Source organism: Pseudomonas rustica, assembly GCF_049959085.1.
GTDB classification, from domain to species: domain Bacteria; phylum Pseudomonadota; class Gammaproteobacteria; order Pseudomonadales; family Pseudomonadaceae; genus Aquipseudomonas; species Aquipseudomonas rustica.
The window spans coordinates 2,349,246-2,375,970 of the sequence record NZ_CP188200.1 but is presented as its reverse complement, the minus strand read 5'-3'; the positions used below and the strand labels follow the sequence as shown (position 1 = coordinate 2,375,970).

General features: G+C 57.6%; 19 protein-coding genes. 12 read left to right on the top strand and 7 right to left on the bottom strand.

The features are described 5' to 3' along the window. Positions 1 to 4 precede the first annotated feature (4 nt). From ACP3TY_RS11010 to ACP3TY_RS10980, 7 genes are all read right to left on the bottom strand, one after another. The gene (locus tag ACP3TY_RS11010; RefSeq protein WP_426619959.1) at positions 5 to 2,980 is read right to left on the bottom strand and encodes an RHS repeat-associated core domain-containing protein; all 2,976 of its coding nucleotides are present in this window, start codon (positions 2,978 to 2,980) and stop codon (positions 5 to 7) included. Between the two features lie 138 nt (positions 2,981 to 3,118). Next, positions 3,119 to 6,007, bottom strand: a complete 2,889-nt coding sequence (locus ACP3TY_RS11005) for an RHS repeat-associated core domain-containing protein (RefSeq protein WP_426619958.1) — start codon at positions 6,005 to 6,007, stop codon at positions 3,119 to 3,121. Between the two features lie 118 nt (positions 6,008 to 6,125). Beyond that, on the bottom strand, positions 6,126 to 6,503 hold the full coding sequence (locus ACP3TY_RS11000) for a response regulator (protein WP_053119909.1): 378 nt from the start codon (positions 6,501 to 6,503) through the stop codon (positions 6,126 to 6,128). A gap of 44 nt (positions 6,504 to 6,547) precedes the next feature. Beyond that, on the bottom strand, positions 6,548 to 7,762 hold the full coding sequence (locus ACP3TY_RS10995; RefSeq protein WP_159811323.1) for a hybrid sensor histidine kinase/response regulator: 1,215 nt from the start codon (positions 7,760 to 7,762) through the stop codon (positions 6,548 to 6,550). After that, on the bottom strand, positions 7,756 to 8,349 hold the full coding sequence (locus ACP3TY_RS10990) for a chemotaxis protein CheB (RefSeq protein WP_053119905.1): 594 nt from the start codon (positions 8,347 to 8,349) through the stop codon (positions 7,756 to 7,758). Before ACP3TY_RS10990 ends, ACP3TY_RS10995 begins: the two co-directional genes overlap by 7 nt. After that, positions 8,346 to 9,179, bottom strand: a complete 834-nt coding sequence (locus tag ACP3TY_RS10985) for a CheR family methyltransferase (RefSeq protein ID WP_053119903.1) — start codon at positions 9,177 to 9,179, stop codon at positions 8,346 to 8,348. Before ACP3TY_RS10985 ends, ACP3TY_RS10990 begins: the two co-directional genes overlap by 4 nt. Beyond that, positions 9,179 to 12,670, bottom strand: a complete 3,492-nt coding sequence (locus tag ACP3TY_RS10980) for a response regulator (protein WP_401237764.1) — start codon at positions 12,668 to 12,670, stop codon at positions 9,179 to 9,181. The genes ACP3TY_RS10985 and ACP3TY_RS10980 overlap by 1 nt, the downstream gene beginning before the upstream one ends. Before the next feature lie 252 nt (positions 12,671 to 12,922). On the opposite strand from ACP3TY_RS10980, the gene ACP3TY_RS10975 reads away from it, so the two are divergent. From ACP3TY_RS10975 to ACP3TY_RS10920, 12 genes are all read left to right on the top strand, one after another. Then, on the top strand, positions 12,923 to 13,291 hold the full coding sequence (locus ACP3TY_RS10975; RefSeq protein ID WP_426619957.1) for a response regulator: 369 nt from the start codon (positions 12,923 to 12,925) through the stop codon (positions 13,289 to 13,291). A gap of 68 nt (positions 13,292 to 13,359) precedes the next feature. Continuing rightward, on the top strand, positions 13,360 to 14,649 hold the full coding sequence (locus ACP3TY_RS10970) for a glycosyltransferase (RefSeq protein ID WP_426619956.1): 1,290 nt from the start codon (positions 13,360 to 13,362) through the stop codon (positions 14,647 to 14,649). Positions 14,650 to 14,789: 140 nt separating this feature from the next. Continuing rightward, entirely contained in the window at positions 14,790 to 15,638 is an 849-nt protein-coding gene (locus tag ACP3TY_RS10965) for a phospholipase (RefSeq protein ID WP_426619955.1), read from the top strand. A gap of 193 nt (positions 15,639 to 15,831) precedes the next feature. Then, positions 15,832 to 16,725: a phospholipase gene (locus tag ACP3TY_RS10960; protein WP_426619954.1), complete on the top strand. Its 894-nt coding sequence runs from the start codon at positions 15,832 to 15,834 to the stop codon at positions 16,723 to 16,725. Between the two features lie 67 nt (positions 16,726 to 16,792). After that, complete coding sequence (locus tag ACP3TY_RS10955) at positions 16,793 to 17,698, top strand: AraC family transcriptional regulator (RefSeq protein ID WP_159811328.1); 906 nt, start codon at positions 16,793 to 16,795, stop codon at positions 17,696 to 17,698. Between the two features lie 334 nt (positions 17,699 to 18,032). Beyond that, a complete protein-coding gene (locus tag ACP3TY_RS10950; RefSeq protein ID WP_426619953.1) occupies positions 18,033 to 19,343 on the top strand; it encodes an ABC transporter substrate-binding protein in 1,311 nt (436 codons plus the stop codon). A gap of 154 nt (positions 19,344 to 19,497) precedes the next feature. Then, positions 19,498 to 20,424 (top strand): carbohydrate ABC transporter permease, encoded by a 927-nt coding sequence (locus ACP3TY_RS10945; protein ID WP_053119886.1) that lies wholly within the window; start codon positions 19,498 to 19,500, stop codon positions 20,422 to 20,424. An 8-nt stretch (positions 20,425 to 20,432) separates the two neighbouring features. Next, positions 20,433 to 21,263: a carbohydrate ABC transporter permease gene (locus ACP3TY_RS10940; RefSeq protein WP_159811330.1), complete on the top strand. Its 831-nt coding sequence runs from the start codon at positions 20,433 to 20,435 to the stop codon at positions 21,261 to 21,263. 129 nt (positions 21,264 to 21,392) lie between these two features. Further along, on the top strand, positions 21,393 to 22,496 hold the full coding sequence (locus ACP3TY_RS10935; protein WP_426619952.1) for an ABC transporter ATP-binding protein: 1,104 nt from the start codon (positions 21,393 to 21,395) through the stop codon (positions 22,494 to 22,496). Between the two features lie 19 nt (positions 22,497 to 22,515). Next, positions 22,516 to 23,988, top strand: coding sequence for a mannitol dehydrogenase family protein (locus ACP3TY_RS10930; RefSeq protein ID WP_426619951.1), 1,473 nt, complete (start codon positions 22,516 to 22,518; stop codon positions 23,986 to 23,988). Between the two features lie 247 nt (positions 23,989 to 24,235). Beyond that, the gene (gene xylB / locus ACP3TY_RS10925) at positions 24,236 to 25,732 is read left to right on the top strand and encodes a xylulokinase (RefSeq protein WP_426619950.1); all 1,497 of its coding nucleotides are present in this window, start codon (positions 24,236 to 24,238) and stop codon (positions 25,730 to 25,732) included. Between the two features lie 13 nt (positions 25,733 to 25,745). Continuing rightward, on the top strand, positions 25,746 to 26,684 hold the full coding sequence (locus ACP3TY_RS10920) for a carbohydrate kinase family protein (protein WP_426619949.1): 939 nt from the start codon (positions 25,746 to 25,748) through the stop codon (positions 26,682 to 26,684). The last annotated feature ends 41 nt before the right edge of the window (positions 26,685 to 26,725 follow it).

The window sequence follows — 26,725 nt, the reverse complement described above, 5'->3', positions numbered from 1 at the left end:
CCCGTCACACAGAAGTGCTTAAGCGCTGCGAACTAAAAGGGTCGCTTCTGCCGTAGTTTTTGATTCGCGCTTTCTTATTTCGTTTGTCTTCTGCAGCTTGCAAATTGGCTTCTGTGCTGGTGCCCGGAGTTGTTTCGTTGGGAATAGGATTGATGTCATTCCAGCCAGCCCCAGACAGCACTATTTCACCGGCGAGAGCGTCGGCCTGATTGCCGAGCTGAAGATTATCCCACGCAGCACGTGCGATCGAGTTGCCGTCACCCGCTAAATGCTGGGTAATAATGCCCACCCCGGTATTGATGACATTGTAGGAGTGGGTCATCGCCGTATCGTGAAAAACGGTTTGCGCAATCTCTTTGGCACTCGGCAACTTCAATGGGTCGAAGTGCCGACTTTCGTTGTAGCTTGCCGGGACGACCGGCAGAGAACGAATAAGATCACCTGTGGCACTTTTGATTACACCGTTGCCAACCGATCTCCAAAACCCTTCAACACCCGCTGCTTTTGATAGAGGCCCTAACCAGGCTCCCTCCGCCGCATTGACAGTGAGGTCAGCGACAATATTGAAGGCTTGTGATCCTAAGGTAGCGTTTGCATCGTACGGGACAGATGGGCCGAAGCGAGAAATGCCTCTACCCGTGAATGCGACAGCGAGATCTTTTGTGACGTCACCCAGGCTGTCCACCGGGTCGCCAGCCAGTGCGCCAGACAAACCACCGATGATAAGTCCAGCAGAACCCATTGCAGCGACTTTCCAGTATTTACTGAAACCAGTCGTACCACGCTCATCCAGCACATGTGCGAATGCTGCGGCAGACGAATAGCCCATTGAGAGGCTTGTCTTGGCAATCAAAGGGTATCTGGCGGCCTCCCCCAACGTAGCGTTAAGGCCCATTTTCACTACCGTTTTTGCACCAAACCCGGCCGCCCCTTTGACGCCGCCACGCAGCATTCCTGCTGTGACAGCCTTTGTAGCCTCCGTTGCCGTAACCTCAGTCCTTTTAAGGCCCTTTGTATCAACGAACCCTATGGGGTTGCTCCCCACCATCCGGTACAGATTCAACCCGTCGTGCGTACCTCCCGGATCCACACTTAGCCAACGCTGGCGCCACGGCATGTAATAGCGAAACCCGTAGTAATACAGTCCGGTTGCATCCCGCTCCTGTCCGGAATAACGCACCGTCCGGTAACTCGCCTCGACTTTGTCGCGCCCGGCGTACCAGGCAGTACCGCCGTAAGGATAGTAACTTTCCTGGCTGATAAGCCGAGCGTCGGCATCAAGCTCCAGACTGTTGGAGTTGAGATGATTCGTCAGGGTGTAGCGAACTTGATCGTCGGGAATGTCCACCGGTCGACCTTTTTCCCAATGCAGAATCTGCACGGTGCAGCGCCCGGCCGCGACGCTGATGACGTGCAAAATTTCTTCCGGCGTTGTACGAATTTCCACCCCGGACAAGTAGCGGGTTTCATGGGTACGGGTTCGGCGGGAGCTGTAAGCCGTGCGAATTTTTCGCACACGCTGACCACCGCCATCATAGATATAGCGCTCAGCGTCGTTGGGTTCTGCATTGCGAATCACTTGATCGACCTGGCGTAACTGGTCACGTCCGTTCCACAACAGGTTCTGACCTTTTTGCAGGACATTGAGATTGCCATTGCCGTCGTACCCTGCGGCGATATCGCCCTCTCCCGGACGCACATCGGCCGCGGTGTACGGCAAACTGCGGTTGCTATAGGCGGCGACAGCGGTGCGCTCTGTGCGCTGACCGCTGTCAGCAATGTGCTGCAGCGTCAGTAGATTGCCGCCGGCGTCGTAATCGAACGTCTGCTGATAGTTTTCCAGTTGAGTGGAATCCGGGGGCGATATGAACTCCGGCAACTGTGGCCCACCCAACGCGTTGACGCATTGCCGGCCACTGGCCTCGATCAGTTCATAAAGCGTGTTATAGCGGTAGGTATTGAGAGGAGCGACACGCTGATTACGGAAATAGCGGATCGGCTGGGCAGCATCGCTGATGCTGAGAAGGTTACCCACTGCATCATAGGCGTAGGTCAGTTGCTGTAGCGGCGGCTTGCTGGCAACTTGCGCAATCAAACTGATGATCTGTCCACTTTGAGCGTCAAAAGCACTGCGCGTTACCACCCCGTTTCCCGCGGTTTGCTGTTCGATCTGGCCAGTGGCGCTGTAGCGAATGTCGCTCACCAATGAGGTATAACCGCCAGCGCCAGACAACTTCAAACAGGTTTCGAATAGCTCCCCTGCCCGAGTCTGACGCAGTAATTGTTCATTGCCCAACGCATCAATATGGCGAATCTGCTCACCCGCCGCGTTATAACTGTTACGCGTGGTCGCGCGTTCAACTTCCAACAGGACGTCGCGCCCGGCGGGATCTTCCGGCCAGTCGGGCAATTCCAGCGCGTCGAGAAACCGCCGCGTCTGCGCAAGTGGCGAACCGAAGACACTGCACTCATCGAGAGAGCTTGTACCCGCCCCGTCATCATGACGAATCAGTTGCCCGCTAACGTTGTGCAGGGCGGATTCGGCGCTTGCGTCGGCCCAGCCATAACATTCGCTGCGCCGGATCTCCTCACCCGCCTCCTGCTCAAAAAGGAACGCTGGCCGCAGCAACTCATCGTAAGCCACGCGGCGGTGATTAAGCTTCTGCCCCCAACTTTCCAGCGCTTGGCCGCTGGCGCCGGCCAGGCTCAGACGCCAACCGGCGTCAGCGTTGACCGACAGCAACGAGGTGCCGGACAAGCTGGACAAGGTCGCCTGGTTAGCAGGCTGCGTGGAGTCATTTTGAAACAGCGTAAACAGTCGGGGATCGCGGCTATGGCAGGTACGGGTTTGCCGTTCATAAATGTTTTGGGTGATACGGGCCTGAGGCGCATCCGTCTCCGATTGCCGGCAATAGGCAACCGAGCGAACGGCCATACCGCTGGAGTCGATCACAGCGAGTGCGGGTGTGCAACGATCCATGTTCGCCATCCCTCAGGTTTGGTTCGCCCGCGTGACACGTGGCAGGCACGAAGATCTGTGCATCCTTTATTCGCCGTTACATCGTCCACGTCAACTGTCAGAACTGTCAGGTAGAACTGGTAAAAAAAGCCAGGATAATCATCGAGGAGTCAAAGTCCCGTAACTTCGCGGCGGCTTTTTATTCAGCACGGACGGCGACGTCAACATTTTTTCAAGGCCCGATTTCATGTCTCGCTTGTAGGCATTTCGCGTAATCTGAAATGCGGAGCTGACGCCAAAACTCAAGACGCCCGTTAGCGCGCCCTCACCCACCGCCTCGGGATTGGCTGTGGATTGCACTAACTGGTTGATCATTCGAGGCCCAGCGTCGAAGAAATCGCGAGCGGCCACATTACTGATTTCTTTTATTGTCGAGAACTCTGGCGCCCCGTCCTGAGCCTCTGCATAGGGCGCGTCTTCCGGAAAAAAACTGCGCGCAACACTCATGCTCATAGCGGCAGCACCTTTGGTGACCGCAGGGTAAAGCAGATTCTGGACCAGGTTTACCTCTGTTCCAACGGGAGCATCGAACACTTTATTTTCAAGAATCTTCGCGGCGCCTTTTGTGATGACTACCGCCGCTATCTCAGCCTTGATTCCCGCGCCTGGAGGCACGCCCGCCCAAGCGTTGTTCGGTACGTTGGGGGCCATTTGAGCGACACCTTCAAAACCGACATTACCGAACAACTTAGTAATCTGTGTGATGGCCGCCATATTCGCTCCCGGGCTCAAAATTTCCTCCAGCACAATTGGCGCAACTGTGAATAACCCGCCACCGACCGCTCCCGCCGTACGCTCGAGATACCGCCGCGGATTGCCGATTTCTTCAGATTGGTTTGCACTGACCCACGAAGCGCCTGCGATCGCTCCGTTGATGACTGCTGACCCCGCCCCGACAGCAACCAGCAAACGACTTGCCGGATTCCATTTTGTCAACGCTTGGGCAAGGAGGAGCTTCATGCCGGATCCCACCAGTTTCGCGCCGAAGTCCACGGCCCCGGCCCATCCCGCCGCTTTCACCGTGTCCCATCGTGACAGTCCCTGCAAATCGACATACCTCACAGGATTACCCGCGACCATGCCGTACAGATTCAAACCATCCTCGATACCCACCGGATCCGCACTGACCCAACGTTGTCGCCAGGGAATGTAGTAACGCCGACCAAAGTAATAAAGCCCCGTTGCGTCACGCTCCTGGCCTGAGTAACGAAGGGTTCTATAGCTGGCCTGTATTCTGTTCGCTCCCGCCCACCACGCCGTTGCGCCGTAAGGGTAATAGCTCTCCTGACTGATCAGCCCTCCGTCACCGTCCAGTTCCAGAGTGCTGGAACTCAAATGATCCAACAGGTTGTAGCGATATTGATCCGGTGGATTGTCTGCGCTTCGTACCTGCTCCCAATGCAAAACCTGAACTCGGCAACGTCCAGCCTGGACACTGATTAAGTGCAGCGTTTCTTTGGGGCTTGTGCGGATTTCCAGTCCAGGCAGATAACGCGTTTCATGAGTCAGGGTGCGCTTGGACGTCACTGTGCTACGGATCTTTCGTACGCGCTGCCCGGTACCGTCATAGACATAGATTTCGGCATCATTCGCGGCCTCCTCCCGGATGACCTGATCCACTCGACGCAATTGGTTTTGCGTCCCCCAAAACAACGTTTGCCCACGTTGCAATGCCTTGAGGTTGCCATTGCGGTCGTAGCCCTGACCGATAACCTCTTCAGTCGGTGGCAAATCATTTACAAAAGGCAGGCTGCGATTATTAAGTGCGGCCACAGCGGTACGCTCGGTTCGGCTACCGCCGTTGGCGTGGTGCAACAAAGTGTGCAAGTTGCCGCCCGCGTCGTAGTGGAAATCCTGTGTGTAGTTTTCCATTTGGTTCGCATCAGGCGGTGAAACAAACTGAGGGAGTTGAGGGCCACCGAGAGCACTGATTTTTTGTCGCCCGGTTGCGCTGATCAATTGACCCAAGGTGTCATACCCATAGGTGCTGGTAGCGGCGACGCGCTGGTTGCGAAAGTACTGAACGCCTAAGGCTGCATCGGTGATTCTGACGGGGTTACCAACAGGATCGTAGAGGTAACGAAGATCCTGCAAGGGCGTGGTATTCGCAGCGTGCGTCCTCAGCATGATCAAGCTGCCGTCCGCCGGTTCGTAACAACAGATGGTCACCAAAGCATTGGCGTTGGTCTGCTGTTCGATTTGACCGGCGGCGTTGTATTGGATATCGCGAAGCAGCGTAAGCAGATTACCCGAGCCCGCCATTTTCAAGCAGGTTTCATACAACTCGCCGGCCTTCGTCTGACGCAGGATTTGCTCATTGCCCTTGGCATCCGTAAGGAAAATCGGCTCGCCGACAGCATTCAGCGCTGATTTCGAAGTGGCGCTTTGCGGTTCGAGCAAAAGATCCCGTGCGTTTTCTTCACTTGGCCAGTCAGGCCGTTCCGGTGAATTGAGAAAACGCCGCGACTGCTCAAGCACTGTTCCGGACACGCCAAATTCACGGAAATGCAACGTTCCAGCCTCGTCATCGTGACGAATCACCTTGCCGCAACAATTTCTGGCAGCAGATGCCGGACTGGCATCCGCGTAAGTGAACCAAACGGTACGGCACTCTGCCTCGGAATGAGCCTGATCAAAAATTTGCTCGGGACGCAAAAAATCGTCGTAAACCAGACGCCTTTGGTGACCTTCCTGATCCCAGTGATGGACGGCGTGTCCGGCTTCGGCAAGCAAATTCAGTCGGAAGCCGGCATCGTTATTGTCAGATAACAACGGGGTACCCGAGAGGCTGTACAGCATGCGCTGACTGGCGACTTCAGAATGACGCCCCGCCATCAAGAAAAGGCGCGGATCACGTATTCGCGTCACACGCCCGGCAGGGTCAAACATTTGATGGGTAATGCGCGGCTCGGCCGGATCCGTCGGAGCGCGCCGATGATAAGCGACCTTGCGCAGCAACCGACCGCAAGGGTCAATGGCACTGAGCACTGGTGTCTCTCGATGAATGGAGCACGACCCCGACGTGGATATCGAGGTCGTTATTGAGCAATGGCGTCAGTCAAGTCAACTGTCAGAAATTACAGGTACGCCACCAACCGCCCTGTTTTCAGGCCAATAGCTCCTGAATTTTCTCCTGCAGGACATCCAGATCAAACGGTTTTTCCAGAATCGGCGCCTTGCGCGTGATCGGGCTGCCGGTTTCGCGGATCTCCTGCGGGTAACCGCTGATGAAGATCACTTTTAGATCCGGTCGCAATTTGACGGCTGGCTCGGCGATCTGCACGCCGGAAATACCGCCAGGCAGCCGGAAGTCAGTGATCAGGACATCCAGATGCGGCTTGCTCGCCAGAATCTCGAACGCCTGCTCGCCGCTTTCCGCTTGCAACACGCGGTAACCCTGGCCCGACAGGTAATCGGTCAGGACCATCAAGATAACCGGTTCGTCCTCGACGACGAGTACTACATCTTGTGCATCTACGCTCATGGGAAGCCTTTGTTCGGTCAATAGCTGCTGATACGACCGTGCGGTCAATCAGAGGTTGCGTCAGATTTGCCGTTTTCCTCGATCGGCAGACAAACGCGAAACAGGGCGCCCTCGTTGATTTCACTCTCGACGACGATTGAACCGCCATGGGCGGCGACGATCTGCTCGGAAATGAACAGACCCAGCCCGAGCCCGGCGACTACCGTCTTGGCGGACACCCGTTCGAACTGTTGGAAAATTCGCTTCTGATTCTCGGCGCTGATGCCGATGCCATTGTCCTCGACCTCGATGCGCGCCTCATCGCCTTCGCGGTAAACACGCACCTTGACCGGGCTGCGACCGCCGTAACGCAAGGCATTGGTGATCAGGTTCGACACCACTTGCTCGATGCGGAACTCGTCCCAGTGACCTTCGACCGGCTCTGGCGCCGTGAACGATACTTCGGTTTCCGCCGCGTCGATCTGTTGCGCAAAGTTCTGCAACAGATTGCTGACTAACTGCACCAGATCGAAACGGTTCGGCCGAATCGACAGCTTGCCGGTGCGGATGCGCGAAACATCAAGCATGTCTTCGATCAAGCGGATCAGGCTTTTGATCTGCCGCTCGTCGCGATCGACCATGGCGTGCATCTTGTCGAGGGTGAACGCCGACGCGTTGTCCCGTGCCAGGTGCATCTTGCGCAGCTGCGTTTCGAGTATCAGGCCATTGAGCGGCGTACGCACTTCGTGGGCGACGATTGACATGAAGTCATCGCGCATCCGCACCGCCTGCTCCAGCTCCGACTGAGTGCTCTGCAACTGTTGCAACAGCGCTTCCTGCTCCCGACGGGCCTGCTCCAGCGCTTCGACCTGCTGTTTCATCGCCTTGCTCTGGCGGTACAGATCGACGAAAACGTTGACCTTGCTTTTCACCGCATGGATATCCAGCGGCTTGTGCAGGAAGTCGACCGCGCCGCTCTCGTAACCCTTGAACGCGTAGTTCAATTCACGACCGGCGGCGCTGACGAAGATAATCGGGATGTTCTTGGTTTTCTCGGTGCCGCGCATCAACTCGGCGAGTTCGAAGCCGTTCATCCCCGGCATCTGCACGTCGAGGATGGCCATGGCGAATTCGTGCTGCAGCAGCAACGACAACGCTTCGTCCGCCGACAACGCCTTGTAGACGGTGCGGTCTTCGCGTTTGATCAAGGCTTCGAGCGCCAGCAGGTTTTCCGGCAGATCGTCGACGATCAGCAATTTGGCTTGAATATTACTCAGCATGCGATTCGTTCCAGCTCGACAAGCAGACGGCCGATGCCGTTTAGGGTTAGGACATGATCGGGCTGCTGAATGTTCAGCGCAGCCTGAGGCATGGTGGCGACTTGCGCCTCTTGCGGATCCTGGACAATGGTCAGGCCTCCGCGACGTTTGACTTGCGCCAGCCCGCGCGCACCGTCGTGATTGGCGCCGGTCAGCAATACAGCGGCCAGCTTTGAGCCGTAGGCATCAGCGGCGGACTCGAACAGGTAATCAATCGAAGGCCGCGAGTAATGCACACGATCCTCAAGGCTCAACGACAGGCTGCGATCCTGCTCCACCGACAGGTGATAGCCCGGTGTGGCGAAATACACGGTACCGGCGGCAATGTCCTGCTTGTCGATCGCCTCGTGCACCGGCATGTCCAGACGCCGCGCGAAGACTTCGGCCAATTGGCTGCGACGCTCTTCGGGCAAGTGCAGCACAACGATAATCGGCAGCACAAACCCGCTGCGCAGTGGGCCGAGCACGCTCAGCAACGCCTCAACGCCACCGGCGGAAGCACCGACCACAATCGCCTCGACGCGAGGTAAAGCCACGGCCTCGTTCATGTTTTGCGGTAAATCCGTTCTTGTTTGACCAACGGCTCGAACTGATTGGCATAGCTGGAAAAATCCAGCGTCTCTTTACTGCCGAGCACCAGAAAACCACGATGGCACAGCGATTCATGGAACAGCCCGAAGGCGCGATCCTGCAACTTCTTGTTGAAATAGATCAGCACATTGCGGCAAGAAATCAGCTGGGTTTCGGAGAACACGCTGTCGGTCGCCAGGCTGTGGTCGGCAAACGTCACGTTCTCGCACAGCGTTTTGTCGAATATCGCGTAGCCATACGCGGCAGTGTAGTACTCGGCAAATGAACGCTGACCGCCGGCCTGCTGGTAGTTGGCGGTATAGGCACGGACGTTCTCCATCGAGAAAATGCCCTGCTTGGCCTTGTCCAGCGAGCGCGGATTGATGTCCGTGGCGTAAATGATCGTGCGATCGAGCAGGCCTTCTTCGCGCAGCAGTATCGCCATCGAATAGACCTCCTCACCCGTGCTGCAGCCGGCGATCCAGATTTTGATCGACGGATAGGTGCGCAGCAACGGCACCACTTCCTTGCGAATCGCGAGGAAGTGCGAAGGATCACGAAACATTTCGCTGACCGGGATCGTCAGCAGTTGCAGCAACTGCATGAACGCGGTCGGATCGTGCAGCACCTTTTCCTGCAACGCCGAAATGGTCGCGCACTCGAACTGGCTCAACGCGTGTTGCACCCGGCGCTTGATCGAAGCGCCGGAATAATCGCGAAAATCGTAGCTGTACTTGAGGTAGATCGCCTCAATCAGCAACCGTAATTCGATTTCGCTGTTTCGTTCGGCTGGACTGCTGCCTTCCACTAAATACGTTCCATCTTCGGTAACCACACACGAATCAGCGAGAACAGGCGATCCAGGTCAATGGGCTTGGCCAGATAATCGTTGGAACCCGCTTGCAGGCAGCGCTCCTGATCGTCCTTCATGGCCTTGGCCGTCACTGCAATGATTGGCAGCTTGCGCCAGCGCGGATCCTTGCGGATTTCAATGGTGGCTTCGAAACCATCCATTTCCGGCATCATCACGTCCATCAACACCAGATCGATGTCCTCGACTTCATTCAGTTTTTCAATCGCTTCGCGGCCATTACGGCCGATCACCACGACTGCGCCTTTTGTTTCCAGAGCACTGGTCAGGGCGAAAATGTTACGCACATCGTCGTCCACCAGCAGGATCTTGCGACCCTCGAAGACCTTGTCGCGGCTGCGCGCGGTCTTGAGCATCTTCTGCCGTTCATGGGACAACTGCGATTCGACTTTGTGCAGAAAGAGTGTGACCTCGTCGAGCAAACGCTCAGGCGAACGCGCACCCTTGATGATGATCGAGCGCGAATACTTGCGCAGATCGGCCTCTTCATCGCGGGTCAGGTTGCGCCCGGTGTAAACGATGACCGGCGGGAACGAGCAGATGTCCTCAGTGGCCATGCGTTTGAGCAGATCGTTGCCAAGCATGTCTGGCAGCTTCAAGTCGATGATCATGCAGTCGTAAACCGTCTCGCGCAGCCGCTCCAGGGCGTCTTGCGCCAGACCGACGGCGGTGATTTCGATGTCCTCGTCGCCAATCAATCGCGCGATGCTTTCGCGCTGCAAATCGTCGTCTTCAACCAACAGCACGCGTTTGACCTTTTGCGTCAGCTTCGCTTCGAGACGCGCGAACACGTCTTTCAGCTCTTCGCGGGTGGTCGGTTTGACTGCATAGCCGATGGCGCCCATGTGCATCGCGGCTTCAACGCGGTCTTCGACCGAAATCACGTGCACCGGGATGTGGCGGGTTTCGGCGCGTTCTTTCAGACGCTGCAACACGGTGAGACCGGAGTGATCGGGCAGGCGCATGTCGAGGAGGATGGCGTCCGGAATAAACTCTTTCGCCAGGTCATAGCCTTCATCCGCGCCGTGAGCAACCAGGCACTGATAGCCCAACTCGTGGGCCAGGTCATAAAGGATATGGGCGAAATTCGGTTCGTCTTCCACCACCAGAATGCAGCGTGTGGCGAACGGAGCTTTATCGCGGTCATCGGCAAAACGCGGAATGTGAACCGGGGCCAATGGCGAGACGATCGGCGCCAAAGGTACAGGCGCGGTCGGCGCTGGCGGCGTAAACGTTAAAGGTGCAGTCGAGATTTCTCCCGACTCGCTGTACTGCAGCGGCAGCAACAGGGTGAACACACTGCCCTGCCCCGGCGTACTGCTGACGCTGATCGAACCGCCCAGCAACGTTGCGAGATCGCGGGAAATCGACAGGCCCAACCCGGTGCCGCCGTACTTGCGGTTAGTGGTGCCGTCGGCCTGACGGAACGCTTCGAAAATGCTTTCCTGCTGATCCGCCGCGATGCCGATCCCCGAATCACGCACAACAAACGCGATCTGGTCATTCGGCTGGCCGGCAATGGTCAGGCTGACCGCGCCTTTCTCGGTGAACTTGACGGCGTTGGACAGCAGGTTTTTGATCACCTGCTCCAGACGCTGCCGGTCGGTGAACATCATGCCTGGCGTGCCCGGCTGCAAATCGACGGTGAAGGTCAGCTGTTTGTCTTTGGCCATCGGCTCGAACACGCCACGCAGGCCATCGGCCAGACGCGCAACACTGGTGTTCTCCGGGATCACTTCAAGCTTGCCGGCCTCGACCTTGGAAATATCCAGAATGTCGTTGATCAGGTTGAGCAGATCGTTGCCGGCCGAATAGATCGACTCGGCAAACTTCACCTGTTCGGCGCTGAGATTGTCCTGCGGGTTTTCCGCCAGCAGTTTGGCCAGGATCAACGAACTGTTCAGCGGCGTGCGCAGTTCGTGGGACATGTTGGCGAGGAATTCGGATTTGTATTTGCTTGAACGCTGCAACTCTTCGGCGCGTTCTTCGAGCTGTACCTGCGCCTGATTGAGGGCGGTGTTCTTCTCATCCATGGCGTCGCGCTGCTCGGCCAGTGTCTGCGCCTGCTCGGCGAGCTGCTCGTTGGTCTGCTCCAGCTCGACTTGCTGGGTTTCCAGATGCGCCTGGGATTCCTTGAGAATCCGCGATTGTTCTTCCAGCTCTTCGTTGGCGGTTTTCAGCTCTTCCTGCTGCACCTGCAACTCTTCGTTGAGCTGCTGGGTCTCGGCCAGCACTTCCTGCAAACGCTGACGGTAACGCGCGGCCTCGATGGAGGTACCAATGTTGCCGGCGATCAACTCCAGTAATTCGATGTCGCGGTCATTGAGCGGGCGCAGGAAACCGAGTTCGATCACACCATTGACCCGATCATCATCGCTGGTCGGCACCACCAGCACACTGTGCGGCAAACCCTCACCCAGCCCGGAGCTGACTTTGAAATAGTCGACCGGCACTGAATCAAGACGGATCAGACGCGACGTTTGTGCCACTTGGCCCACTATGCCCTCGCCGCTGTAAATCGATTGATCCTGTTCTTCCTGCTCGCGGGAGAAGCCGTAAGTGGCCACGCGTTTGAGCCCGCCGTGTTCTTCACGGACATAAAGAGCGGCTACGGCGGTACCGAGGTATTGCGCGCAGAACTGCAGAATGTTGCGGCCCAGCAGATTGAGCGTCAGTTGCCCCAGCACTTGCTCGGCCAGTTCGGTCTGACCGTTGCGCAGCCATGCCTGCTGCTCCAGACGTTCGGCGCTGGCCTGTTGTGCGGCGAGATTGGCGCTGTAGTTTCCCGACAACGTCATCAGGTCACGACGGCCAATGTAGGCCAGCAAACCACTGATACCGGCGATAAACAGCAGGTACAGGCTGATGCTCCAGATCGTCGTACGGCGCACGTCCTCATTACGCGTAGTGCGCAGGACTTGCTCGGTTTCAATCACGTCTTCGAATTGCTTACGGATTTCGTCGGTCAGGCGCTTGCCCCGCCCAGCCTTCACCGCGCCCCGATAATCGCCGCTGGATCGCTGCAGATCGATCATCGATTGCGCGTAATTGGCCCATTCGGTCTGCAAGGCCTCCAGCCTGCGCAAACGATCGGTTTGCACCGGGTTGTCGATGGTCAGTTCGGTCAGGGTTTTCAGCGCTACGGCAATGCGCGGCTTGGCCGTCTCGTACGGATCAAGGAAATGCTCGTCACCGCTGAGCAGGAAGCCGCGCATGCCGGTTTCCAGGTCAACGGTGAGTTTCACCGCTTCGTTGGCGTTATTGATCACCCGGTCGGTGTGTTCCACCCACTGGATGACCGACAGCAAATAAGTGATCAGCGACACGAAAAACACGGCACTGAGCACACCGACGCCCAGCGGCAGACCGATGTTGCGGCTCAGAAGTTTGCGAAACCGTTGCTCATCAACCGAAGACGGAGTGGACATGGGGCAGCCTTGTCGAACTGTTGAAAACCCGAGAGTTTGCCCCAAAACCCCGGCATGGATCCATTTTTCTCATCGTTTCTGGCGCATTTTTCTACATTTGCCAGCGCTATCACAGCGACCAACCGGTATCCTTGTCGCTATTCTTTTTTGTATCCGTTCGGGAACTTGTGGCTATGCGCCACTTACTCATGCAAGAGCCCGGCATTTTTGATCGACCGGCGCCCCCGAATTCACCCCTTGAGAGCCTTTATTATGCCCGCCACCTCCGCCACCATCCTTGTCGTAGAAGACGACGACATCGTGCGCATGCTCATCGTCGATGTGTTGGAGGAACTGGAATTCAGTGTGCTCGAGGCGGACGGCAGCGAGCAGGCGCTGGAGAAACTCGCGGATAGCGGTCAGCACATTGATCTGATGATGACCGACGTTGGTTTGCCCGGCATGGACGGCAAGCAACTGGCCACTGAAGCGCGCAAACTGCGCCCTGCCCTACCGATCCTGTTCGCCAGCGGCTACGCCGAAACCATCGAGGTTCCGGCGGACATGCACGTGATCGGCAAACCTTTCTCAATCGATCAACTGCGCGACAAGGTCAAGGCTGTCCTCAACCCGGACAACTAAGACCCAGGCTGGCTGTGGTTTAATTGCGCCCCGTTTTTGGCCACAGCCCGTCTCAAGGAAATACCCGCATGCACCAGCCCCACCCCACCAAAGTCCTGGTTATTGGCTACGTCTGGCCGGAACCACGCTCTTCGGCTGCCAGTGGGCACGTCATGCAAATCCTTGAAACGTTTTTGCAGCAAGGTTGGGAGATCACGTTCAGCAGCCCTGCCGGCCCTGGCGAGCACAAGGCTGATCTGGCCGAACTGGGCATTCGCGAAGTGCCTATCGAGCTGAACAGCAGCACATTCGATACCTTTATTACTGAGCTCGCGCCGGATATCGTCCTGTTTGACCAGTTCATGATGGAAGAACAGTTCGGCTGGCGTGTTGAAAAGCACTGCCCTGATGCCTTGCGCGTACTCGAGACCTCCGATCTGCAAAGCTTGCGGCATGCTCGTCATCAGCGTCTTAAAGATCGCCTGAAGGCCAGCGCCGACGAAAATGACTTCAGCGAACTGTTCGCGCCGGCGCTGCGCGAAGAGTTCGATCTGATGGCCAACACTGATCTGGCCAAACGGGAAATCGCCGCGCTGTATCGCTGCGACCTCAACCTGATGATCTCCGAAGTGGAGATCCAGTTGCTGCAAGACCAGTTCGGCTTGCCGGCAGATTTGCTGCACTGGTGTCCGCTGATGATCGATCCGCCGACTGCCACGCCTCGGACTTTCGATGATCGCGAACACTTCCTGAGCATTGGCAACTTCCGTCACGCGCCCAACTGGGACGCGGTGCTCTGGATGAAGTCGACCGTCTGGCCCTTGATCCGCGCGCAATTGCCCAAGGCGCAACTACACCTTTATGGTGCCTACACGCCGCCGAAAGCCACGGCGCTGCACAATCCAGCACAAGGCTTTCATGTGATGAACTGGGCAGAGGATGCGTTGCAAGTAATGTCCGAGGCGCGCGTATGCCTGGCGCCGCTGCGTTTCGGTGCCGGGATCAAGGGCAAACTGGTCGATGCAATGCTCTGTGGTACGCCAAGCGTAACCACGCCGATTGGAGCGGAAGCCATGCACGGCGATCATTCGTGGCCAGGGGCGGTCAGTGTTTCGGCGCAAGCACTGGCGGAGGAAGCGGTTCGGCTATACCACGATGAGGCGCATTGGCAGAAGGCGCAATCGGCGGGCTACGTGTTATTAGCGGATCGATATAAACATTCCGTGCACGGCCCGGCGCTGATCAACAAATTACTGCATTGCACAAAAAACTTATCGCAACTTAGAACCAACAACTTCACTGGCAGCATGTTGCGCCATCACTTGCACAAGAGCACTCAATACATGTCGCAGTGGATTGAAGCAAAGAACTCGAAATAGCCGCAATTCACACACTTCGCATTACTCCGATGCTTGGCACAGCCTGCGCCAAGCCTTATAAAAACCCTGCACTTTTCGCACTAATGCAACCAGCGTTAATGTGCGACTTAAATAACCCACCGATGCAGGGACGCAAACACATGGACAATTACCCAAACAAAAACTGGATGACTGCAACACGAGAAGTTGATCGACTCACGCTTAGCGAGTTGACGCTACCCGGTACTCACAACGCCGGTTGTGACTGGCAAGCATCCTATGCACTGATACCGGGAAAACACTGGCTTGTCTGTCAGCACCAGTCTTTCGCCAGCCAGCTGAATCACGGTTCCCGGGCGCTGGATGTGCGCTTGTGTTACGACGCCGGGGCCAAGGAGGGATTTGATCGATTCCGCTTTCACCATAACGAGTACCTGTCGTCGCGCACGTTGAAAAATCTCGTCGTAGATGTCTGGGACTTTCTGTCCGTCAATCCTGACGAGTTTATTATTCTCGACTTCAAAAACTTCAAAAATGGCAAAGGCGCGTTTGACTTCTCGTTGTTCAACAGGCTGATCGTGCAAGCGTTGGAGCCACGCATGATTCCTGCCCGAAACAAACACCTCACGCTAGGCGATCTGAAGAGAATCAGCCCGCTCCAACGTGTGCTGGTCTGCGCTCCTCGATACAGCGAGCTCGACGCCAGCCTGTTTCATGACGAGGTGCAAAGTAAATGGTCTGGGCTGTCCACCTCGAATGTCAGTGACCTACGCAGTTTCATCACTGACGTGATGAGTAATCCGCCTGGCAATTACAATAACTGGACACTTTCCGCCACCTGTTACAGCGGTACGGGCGGCCCTGTTGACATACACAAAGATCTGGATTTAATGTTTGACCCGCAGAAAAGTGACTGGGCGCGAAAGTGCAACATCATTAATGTCGACTTCATTGAAGAATCACAGATCGTTAACTTCTGCCGAGTCGTCAATCTGCTCAAGGGACGTTGAGTGCCATCCCGTTAATATTAAATCGCTATATTTGTGCAGATATTTCAAACACTGGCAAAAGTACTGACAGGCTCTAAGCTGGTTCATGAAATCCGGTAACCACCGGGAAACAGCGGATGTGCAACACCGTCACATCCGCATCATGAATGTATTGCGCCATGGAATGGTGTGATAAGAACGACAAGGATGGCTCATGAACAGCATTGCAACAGGCGCACTCGACAAAAACACCTGGATGGGCAACGTACTGGATATCGGGCGGCTGAGGTTGACCGATATCGTCTGGCCCGGCACACATAACAGCGGCATGGATCGCAAAGCCCCTGATTACGACAGCGTATCCGGCAACTGGACAACCTGCCAGAACGATTCCTTCGCCTGGCAATTGGCCAATGGCGCGAGAGCGTTTGACCTTCGCCTCGGCTACACCGCTCACTGGCAACAGCCGCAGTTCTACTGCCACCACAACGGTTATTCATCCGGTCGCACCCTCGATGAACTGATGACGGCGCTCACCACGTTCCTCGATCGGAATCGCGATGAATTCATCGTGCTTGATTTTCATGAGTTGGGCGACGCTGAAAAGCCGTTCGATTTCCAGCGCTTCAATGACGTGATTATGGCGCGCCTCGGCTCGCGCGCCATATCGCCCTCGGACAGCCTGCTAACCATTGCCCAATTGAAACGCAACAGCACGCAACGCCGCATCATCATGGCGGCACCTGCCAAACGTGAGCTGGACGAGGACTACTTCTGGTTCCGGATCAAACACAAATGGAGCGGCAAACGCTTCACCGATACCACGGATCTGCAAACCCACATCCGCACGTCGCTGGAAGGCGCACCCTATCCCCTGTCACTCTGGTCGCTATCGGCCACCAGCTATTCGGTGCTCGGCGGCCCACAGCGCATCAAGAACCACATCAACGACTGGTTTGACACCACGCGAGACTGGGTCACCCGTTGCAGCATCATCAGCACTGATTTTTTCGAGGAGTCAGACATCGTCCGCCTGTGCTGGAGCGCCACCAGCATGAAAGCGGTCTACGGCGAGGCACTGCATTCCAGAATCCAGGCAAATCCATGACACGGGTAGTAGAACCCGGGCAGAAAGGGGCATGATTGGCGTGCGATAACAAAAAAAGCGCCCAGCCATGTCCCGAACAGCCCGAGTGACCGACCCCTCTTACGAGTTGATGGATGACCACAACGGGTTGTCCATCATTTACCGCCAGCACGGTTTCCCTTGCCCATTGGTGCGTTGGCATTTTCACAAGGAATACGAACTGCACCTGATCGTTGCCAGTTCCGGCAAGGTGTTCATTGGCGATTACATCGGTAACTTTTACCCGGAAACGCTGTTTCTCACCGGCCCGAATCTGCCGCACAACTGGATCAGCCAGGTCGCGGAGGATGAAGTCGTGGAGAAGCGCGACATGCTGGTCAACTTCACAGACGATCTGTTCGAAAGCGGCAATCAGATTTTCGCCGAGCTGAAAACTCTGGCGCCGTTGCTGGAGCGTGCGCAGTACGGCATCGAATTCCGCTGCAAACGCACCATTCGTCAAGCCATGACATTGATGCAACGAATCGCTGACACCAAAGGCATCACGCGGCTCGGGCATTTTTTCATTCTGATGGAGCTGCTGGCAGCCAGTGATGACTTTCAGTTGCTGTCCGGCGCGACGACCCCGCAACTGGCAGACGAGCACAACATTGATCGCACCAACCGCGCGGTCGATTATATCTTCACGCATTACGCCCGCGAGATAACACTGGAAGAAGTCGCCGAGCATCTGAACATGAAGCCGACCTACTTCAGCCGGGTGTTCAAACAGGCGACGGGGCGTAATTTCATCGAATTCGTCAATCGACTGCGCATCAGCAAATCCTGCGAACTGTTGGCCGATGGCGATAAGCCGGTGACGGAGGTGTGTTTCGAGTCGGGGTTCAACAATATCTCCAACTTCAACCGGCGTTTTCAACAACTCAAAGGCATGACGCCGTCGCACTATCGCCGCCTGGCTGTACAGCGCCTGACCGAGCAAAATCACGGCTGACACGCTTTCCCCCCCTGTGGGAGCGGGCTTGCTCGCGAAAGCGTCGTGTCAGCCAACCTACATGGCACTGACCCACCGCATTCGCGAGCAAGCCCGCTCCCACACAATCCATACAAACCTGTACACATCCGATCGCCCCGCACCGCTGAAAACCCCTTCCCTGCGTTTACCCCTTCAAACCCCAGTGCAAAAAAGTATCGATTCCAGTGCTAGGGATGATTTGTCAGCCCGGCCATTGAAGGCTGTAATCAGTGCACATTCTTCCTGCAGTCGGAAGACACAAAAACAATAACTGTCCTTCTGTCACCCGCTGGGTGCAGAAAAGGAGTGCACGATGCAACCCACTGCAAAAGCTCTGCTTGCCCTCACCTGCATGACCCTCAGCAGCGTCAGCCTTGGCGCCCAGACCCTGACCATCGCCACCGTCAACAACAGCGACATGATCCGCATGCAGAAGCTCTCGAAGACCTTCGAGACCGAGCATCCGGACATCAAGCTCAATTGGGTGGTGCTCGAAGAAAACGTCTTGCGTCAACGCCTGACCACCGACATCGCCACCCAGGGCGGCCAGTTCGACGTGCTCACCATCGGCATGTACGAAGCTGCACTCTGGGGCGCAAAAGGCTGGCTGGAGCCGATGAAAGATCTGCCGGCCAGTTACGCCCTCGACGATGTGTTCCCGTCGGTGCGTGAAGGTTTGTCGGTCAAGGGTTCGCTGTACGCCCTGCCGTTCTACGCCGAAAGCTCGATCACCTATTACCGCACCGACCTGTTCAAGGACGCCGGGCTGACCATGCCGGAGCGGCCGACCTGGGAAGAGATCGCCGGCTTCGCGGAAAAACTCACCAACAAAGATAAAGAGCAGTACGGCATCTGCCTGCGCGGCAAGGCCGGTTGGGGCGAGAACATGGCGCTGATCAGCACCGTCGCCAACGCTTACGGCGCGCGCTGGTTCGATGAGAAGTGGCAGCCGGAATTCAACGGCCCTGAATGGAAAAACGCGCTGAACTTCTACGTCGACACCATGAAGAAGTCCGGCCCACCGGGCGCTACAAGTAATGGTTTCAACGAAAACCTCGCCCTGTTCAACAGCGGCAAGTGCGCGATCTGGGTTGATGCCAGCGTCGCCGGCTCGTTCGTGACCGACAAGACTCAAAGCAAAGTGGCTGATCACGTCGGCTTCACTTTCGCCCCGCATCAGGTGACTGATAAAGGCTCGGCGTGGCTGTATTCGTGGGCACTGGCGATTCCGACCAGTTCCAAAGCCAAAGACGCCGCGAAAGAATTCAGCGCCTGGGCAACGTCCAAAGAGTATGGCGATCTGGTCGCCAAGACCGATGGCATCGCCAACGTTCCACCGGGTACTCGCGCCTCGACCTACAGCAATGCGTACATGAGCGCCGCGCCATTCGCCAAGATCACGCTGGAATCGCTGAAGGCTGTCGATCCGAGCAAACCGACGCTGAAACCGGTGCCGTACATCGGCATTCAACTGGTGACCATTCCTGAGTTCCAGGCAGTGGGCACCCAGGTCGGCAAGCTGTTCTCGGCAGCGCTGATCGGCCAGACCACGGTGGATCAAGCCCTCGCTGCCGCGCAGCAATCCACTGAACGCGAGATGAAGCGCGCCGGTTATCCAAAATAACCCGCACCGTTCGCTCCTGCCTTTTGTAGGAGTGAGCCTGCTCGCGATAGCGGTGTATCAGTCACCGACTGTGTTAGATGGAAAACCGCCATCGCGAGCAGGCTCACTCCTACATTAGATCTCCATAGGTCTGTATGACTCGGTTGTGATCGCCATGAATACTTCAACTGCCAAAGCCCACATCGACTTGTCCCAGCCGCAGCGCAAAGTGCGCGTGCGCAATCCCGGCTGGTTTCTGGTCAGCCCTTCGGTGGCCCTGTTGCTGCTGTGGATGATCGTGCCGCTGGGCATGACCATTTACTTCTCGCTGATCCGCTACAACCTGCTTTACCCTGGTGAAAACGAATTCGTCGGGCTGGAGAATTTCACTTACTTCCTGACGGATTCGGGGTTCATGCCCGGTGCGACCAACACCTTGTTGCTGGTCGGCAGTGTGTTGCTGATCAGCGTGGTGCTCGGCGTGCTTATCAGTGCGCTATTGGAAGCGAGCGAATTTCTCGGTCGCGGCATCGTGCGGGTCATGCTGATTTCGCCATTCTTCATCATGCCCACGGTCGGTGCGCTGATCTGGAAGAACCTGATTTTCCACCCGGTCTCGGGGATCCTCGCCTACATCTGGAAACTCTTCGGCGCGCAACCGGTGGACTGGCTCGCCCACTACCCGCTGCTGTCGATCATCATCATTGTCTCGTGGCAGTGGCTGCCCTTCGCGATCCTGATTCTGATGACCGCCATGCAGTCCCTTGACCAGGAACAAAAGGAAGCCGCGCGCCTCGACGGTGCCGGGCCGATCGCAATCTTCTGGCACCTCACCCTGCCGCATCTGGCACGACCGATTGCCGTGGTGGTGATGATCGAAACGATCTTCCTGCTGTCGGTGTTCGCCGAGATTTTCACCACCACCAACGGCGGCCCCGGCTATGCCTCGACCAACCTCGCTTACCTCATTTACAACCAGGCGCTGGTGCAGTTCGACGTCGGTATGGCCTCGGCGGGCGGCTTGATTGCCGTGGTCATCGCCAACATCGCCGCGATCATTCTGGTGCGGATGATCGGCAAAAACCTGACTGACAAAGCCTGAGGCCCGCCATGACTCTTCAACAATCCCGCCGGCTGCAAAGCCTGCTGCTCGGCACCCTGGCCTGGGCCATCGCGATCGTGATTTTCTTCCCGATCTTCTGGATGGTGATGACCAGTTTCAAGACCGAAATCGACGCGTTCGCGACGCCGCCGCAGTTCATCTTCACGCCGACGCTGGAGAACTACCTGCACATCAACGAACGCAGCGACTACTTCAGTTTCGCCTGGAACTCGGTGGTGATTTCCTTTAGCGCCACCGCGCTGTGCCTGTTGATCGCGGTGCCGGCGGCGTACTCGATGGCGTTCTACGAAACCCAGCGCACCAAAGGCACGTTGCTGTGGATGCTCTCGACAAAAATGCTGCCGCCGGTGGGCGTGCTGATGCCGATTTACCTGTTGGCCAAAACGTTCGGCCTGCTCGACACGCGCATCGCACTGATCGTGATCTACACGCTGATCAACCTGCCGATCGTGGTCTGGATGGTTTACACCTACTTCAAGGACATCCCCAAAGACATCCTCGAAGCCGCCCGTCTCGACGGCGCCACGTTATGGCAGGAAATGGTGCGTGTGCTGCTGCCGATCGCCAAGGGTGGCCTCGCCTCCACTGTGTTGCTGTCGCTGATTCTGTGCTGGAACGAAGCGTTTTGGTCGCTGAACCTGACCTCGTCGAAAGCCGCGCCACTGACCGCGTTGATCGCCTCGTACTCGAGCCCCGAAGGCTTGTTCTGGGCCAAGTTGTCGGCGGTGTCGACGCTGGCCTGTGCGCCGATTCTGATCTTCGGCTGGATCAGCCAGAAACAACTGGTGCGCGGCCTCTCCTTCGGCGCCGTGAAATGAATATTGAAAAGCAAAAGATCGCAGCCTTCGGCAGCTCCTACATAAAGCATGCAGCCCCCCCTCTGTAGGAGCTGCCGCAGGCTGCGATCTTTTGATCTTAAAAAAACAACAACGCGGAGGCCCATCATCATGGCCAACCTGAAAATCAAGAATCTGCAAAAAGGCTTCGAAGGTTTTTCCATCATCAAAGGCATCGACCTTGAGGTGAACGACAAGGAATTCGTGGTCTTCGTCGGCCCGTCCGGTTGCGGCAAGTCCACCCTGCTGCGCCTGATCGCCGGGCTGGAAGAAGTCAGCGGCGGCACCATCGAACTCGATGGCCGCGACATCACCGAAGTCAGCCCGGCCAAGCGCGATCTGGCGATGGTGTTCCAGACCTACGCGCTGTACCCGCACATGACCGTGAAAAAGAACATGTCGTTCGCCCTCGATCTAGCCGGCGTGCCGAAAGCCGAAGTCGAGAAGAAAGTCGGCGAAGCCGCGCGCATCCTCGAACTCGGGCCGATGCTTGAGCGCAAACCGAAACAGCTCTCCGGCGGCCAGCGTCAACGTGTCGCGATTGGCCGCGCTATCGTGCGCAATCCGAAAATCTTCCTCTTCGACGAACCGCTGTCCAACCTCGACGCCGCCCTGCGCGTGCAAATGCGCCTGGAACTGCTGCGTCTGCACAAAGACCTGCAAGCGACGATGATTTACGTGACCCACGATCAGGTGGAAGCGATGACCATGGCCGACAAAGTCGTGGTACTCAATGGCGGCAAGATCGAGCAGGTCGGCTCGCCGTTGGATCTCTATCACCAACCGGCCAACCTGTTTGTCGCCGGGTTCCTCGGCACGCCGAAAATGGGCTTCCTCAAAGGCAAGATTGCCCGCGTCGATGCGCAAAGCTGCGAAGTCTCGCTGGACGCCGGCACCCGCGTCACCTTGCCGTTCAACGCCGCCAACCTCAGCGTCGGCAGCACCGTGACCCTCGGCATTCGCCCGGAGCATCTGGAACTGGCACAACCGGGCGACTGCACCCTGCAAGTCACCGCCGACGTCAGCGAACGCTTGGGCAGCGACACCTTCTGCCACGTCACCACCAGTGCCGGCGAAGCCCTGACCATGCGCGTGCGCGGTGATCTGGCCAACCGTTACGGCGAGCAACTGAGCCTGCACCTCGACGCCGCCCACTGCCATTTATTCGATGCCGAAGGCGTGGCGCTGACCCGTCCCCTGCGTGCCGCAGCCTGATTTTCAAGAGACTTGCCCAATGAAGCTCAACCAACAGAATCTCCACGGCCTGGCGCGCGAAGTAAAACTGCCGGCCTACAACCTCAGCGACACCCGCCAGGGCATCGCCCACATTGGCGTCGGCGGCTTCCATCGCGCGCATCAGGCGTACTACACCGATGCGCTGATGAACACCGGCGAGGCCCTCGACTGGGCCATCTGCGGCGTCGGCTTGCGCGCTGAAGACCAGCGCGCCCGCGACGACCTAAAAGAGCAGGATTACCTGTTCACCCTGTTCGAACTGGGTGACAGCGACGACACCGAAGTGCGGGTGATCGGCTCGATCCGCGACATGTTGCTGGCGCAGGACAGTGCGCAGGCGCTGATCAACAAACTCGCCGATCCAGCGATTCGTATCGTCTCGTTGACCATCACCGAGGGCGGTTATTGCATCGACGACAGCAACGGCGAATTCATGGCACATCTGCCGCAGATTCAGCACGATCTGGCGAATCCGCAATCGCCGAAAACCGTGTTCGGTTTCCTCTGCGCGGCGCTGGCCAAACGCCGTGGGGCGGGTACTGACGCGTTTACCGTAATGTCCTGCGATAACTTGCCGCATAACGGCGCGGTAACTCGTAAAGCACTGCTGGCCTTCGCGTCCTTACTCGACGGTAATCTGTGTGACTGGATTGATCAAAACGTCAGTTTCCCCAACGCCATGGTCGACCGCATCACGCCGATGACCAGCACTGCGCATCGCCTGCAACTGGCCGACAAACACGGGGTGGACGATGCCTGGCCGGTGGTTTGCGAACCGTTTGTGCAGTGGGTGCTGGAGGACAAATTCGTCAACGGTCGGCCCGCGTGGGAAAAGGTGGGCGTGCAGTTCACCGACGACGTTTCGCCGTACGAAGAGATGAAGATCAAATTGCTCAACGGCAGTCATCTGGCGCTGACGTATCTGGGGTTTTTGAAGGGTTATCGGTTTGTCCACGAGACCATGAACGACCCGCTGTTTGTGCGTTACATGCGCGCTTACATGGATCTGGACGTCACCCCGCAACTGGCGCCAGTGCCGGGCATTGATCTGAGTGAATACAAGGACACGCTGGTCGCGCGGTTTTCCAATCAGGCGATTGCCGATCAGCTTGAGCGAGTGTGTTCGGATGGCTCGTCGAAGTTTCCCAAGTTCACCATTCCGACGATTAACCGGTTGATTGCCGATGATCGCGAGACCAAACGTGCGGCGCTGGTGGTGGCGGCCTGGGCGCTGTATTTGAAGGGGGTCGATGAGAATGGGGATACCTATTCGATTCCTGATCCACGGGCGACGTTTTGTCAGGCGCTGGTGGCGGATGATGGGTTGATGACTGAGCGGTTGTTGGCGGTGGAGGAGATTTTTGGCACGGCGATACCGCGTTCGGCGGCGTTTGTGGCGGCGTTTGAGTGGTGCTGTGAGAGTTTGCGAGAGGTAGGCGTGACGCGGACTTTGCAGCGAATTCTGGAGTGAAAACCCCCTCACCCTAGCCCTCTCCCGGAGGGAGAGGGGACTGACCGAGTGGTTTGTAAAAGCTCCGTCGACCTGAAAGTCCGGAGTCGAACTCAAGCTTTGAACAGCCTCTGAGTGAGATATCCGGCGTCGACCTTGCCTCTGAACAGCCCCCGATCGGCTCCCTTTCCCCCTCGCCCCCTTGGGGGAGAGGGCTGGGGTGAGGGGGTAAGCTCTTGATCTTCACCACACCCCGAGTGGTCCACACATGACAACCCAAAACCTCTTCCTCGGCATCGACTGCGGCACCCAAGGCAGCAAAGCCATCATCCTCGACGCCGCCAGCGGTCAAGTCCTCGGCCAGGGCGCCGCCAATCACACGATGATCAGTGGCGCCAACGGCCGCCGCGAGCAGCACACCGATCAATGGCTGGAAGCCTTCGCCCTCGCCACCCGCCGCGCACTCCTCGCGGCAAACGTCGATGGCCAATCCATCCTCGGCATCGGCGTCTCCGGCCAACAACACGGTCTGGTACTGCTCGACGACCAAGGCCAAGTCCTGCGCCCGGCCAAGCTCTGGTGCGACACCGAAACCAGCGCCGAAAACGATCGACTGCTCAAACATCTGGGCGGAGAAAAAGGCTCGCTGGAACGCCTCGGCGTAGTCATCGCGCCGGGCTACACCGTTTCCAAATTGCTGTGGACCAAAGAACAGCATCCCGACGTGTTCGCCCGCATCGCGCGCATCCTGCTGCCCCACGATTACCTCAACTTCTGGCTCACCGGCCGCGCGTGCAGCGAATACGGCGACGCCTCCGGTACCGGCTATTTCAACGTGCGCACCCGTCAGTGGGATTTGCAGTTACTGCGCGACATCGACTCCAGCGGCCGCTTGCAAGCAGCGTTGCCTGAACTGATTGACGCCCACCAAGCCGTCGGCACCATCCTGCCGTCAATTGCGGAGCGCTTGGGCATCAACCCCGCTGCATTGGTCGCAAGCGGCGGCGGCGACAACATGATGGGCGCCATCGGCACCGGCAATATTCAGCCCGGCGCGATCACCATGAGCCTAGGTTCATCCGGCACGGTCTACGCCTATTCCGAAGTCCCGAAAGTCTCCCCGGACGCCTCCGTCGCCACGTTCTGTTCCTCCAGCGGCGGCTGGTTGCCGCTGATCTGCACCATGAACCTGACCAACGCTACCGGCGCGATACGCGAGCTGTTCGACCTCGACCTCGAACGCTTCAACGACCTCGTCGCCCAAACCCCGATCGGCGCCGACGGGGTGAGCATGCTGCCGTTCCTCAACGGCGAACGCGTCCCCGCCCTGCCCCACGCCACCGGCAGCCTGCACGGTTTGACCATGGACAACCTGACCCAGGCCAATCTGTGCCGCGCCGCCGTCGAAGGCACGACCTTCGGTTTACGTTACGGGCTGGATTTGCTACGGCAGAATGGTTTACAAAGCCGCAGCATTTGCCTGATTGGCGGCGGCTCGAAAAGCGCGGTGTGGCGACAGATCGTCGCCGACATCATGAACACCCCGGTGATCTGCACCGAACAAAGCGAAGCCGCTGCCCTTGGCGCAGCGATTCAGGCGGCGTGGTGCAAATCCTGGTCGAACGGCCATGAAGAAACGTTGGCCGATCTGTGTCAGCGTTGCGTCAAACTCGATCCGAGCAGTGAAACCCTGCCGATCGCCGCCAATGTCGCGGCGTTCCAGCAGGTCTATGAACGCTATCAACAGCATGTCGCAACCCTATAAAGAGCAAACAATTATGTATTTGGTGTGTGGCGAAGCCCTGTTTGATTTCTTCAGCGAAGACGATGCCAGCGGTCTGGCTTCGAAAGTGAATTTCAAGGCGATTGCCGGCGGCTCGCCGTTCAACGTCGCCGTGGGTTTGCGCCGTTTGGGCGTGGACTCGGCGCTGCTCGGCGGTCTGTCCACCGACTACCTCGGCCGCCGCTTGCAGCAAGTGTTGCAGGACGAAGGCGTGCGCCCGGATTACCTGGTGGAGTTCGCCGCGCCGACCACCCTGGCGATGGTCGCCGTCGGTGCCAACGGTTCGCCGCATTACAGCTTCCGTGGCGAAGGTTGCGCGGATCGGCAACTGAGCCTCGCGCATCTGCCGACGCTGGGCCCGGAAGTGCGCGGCCTGCACATCGGCTCGTTCTCATTGGTGGTGCAGCCGATTGGCGACACCCTGCTGGCACTCGTCCAGCGTGAAAGCGGTAAACGCCTGATCAGCCTCGACCCGAACGTGCGCCTCAACCCGGAACCGAACATCGAGTTGTGGCGCGAACGCATTGCGACGCTGGTGCAACTGGCCGATCTGATCAAAGTCAGCGACGAAGATTTGAGCCTGCTTTACCCCGAGCAGGATCCGCAGCGGGTGATCGAAAGCTGGCTGGAGCACCGCTGCCAAATTGTCTTCCTCACCCGTGGCGGTGAAGGCGCGACGGTGTTCAGTCGCGCGCATGGTTCGTGGTCAGTACCGGCCTGTTCGGTGAAAATCGCCGACACCGTTGGCGCTGGCGACACCTTCCAGGCCGCCTTGATTACTTGGCTGACCGAACACGGTCTGGATTCGGTAGAAGGCGTACAGCAACTGGCGCGCGAGCAGATCGACGCGATGCTGAAATTCGCCGTGCAAGCCGCCGCGCTGACGTGTAGCAAAACCGGTCCAGACTTGCCTTATCGTCATCAACTGTCCTGAACGCGTAGACTGTCGCCTTTTTTGCGCATGACGGGATAACG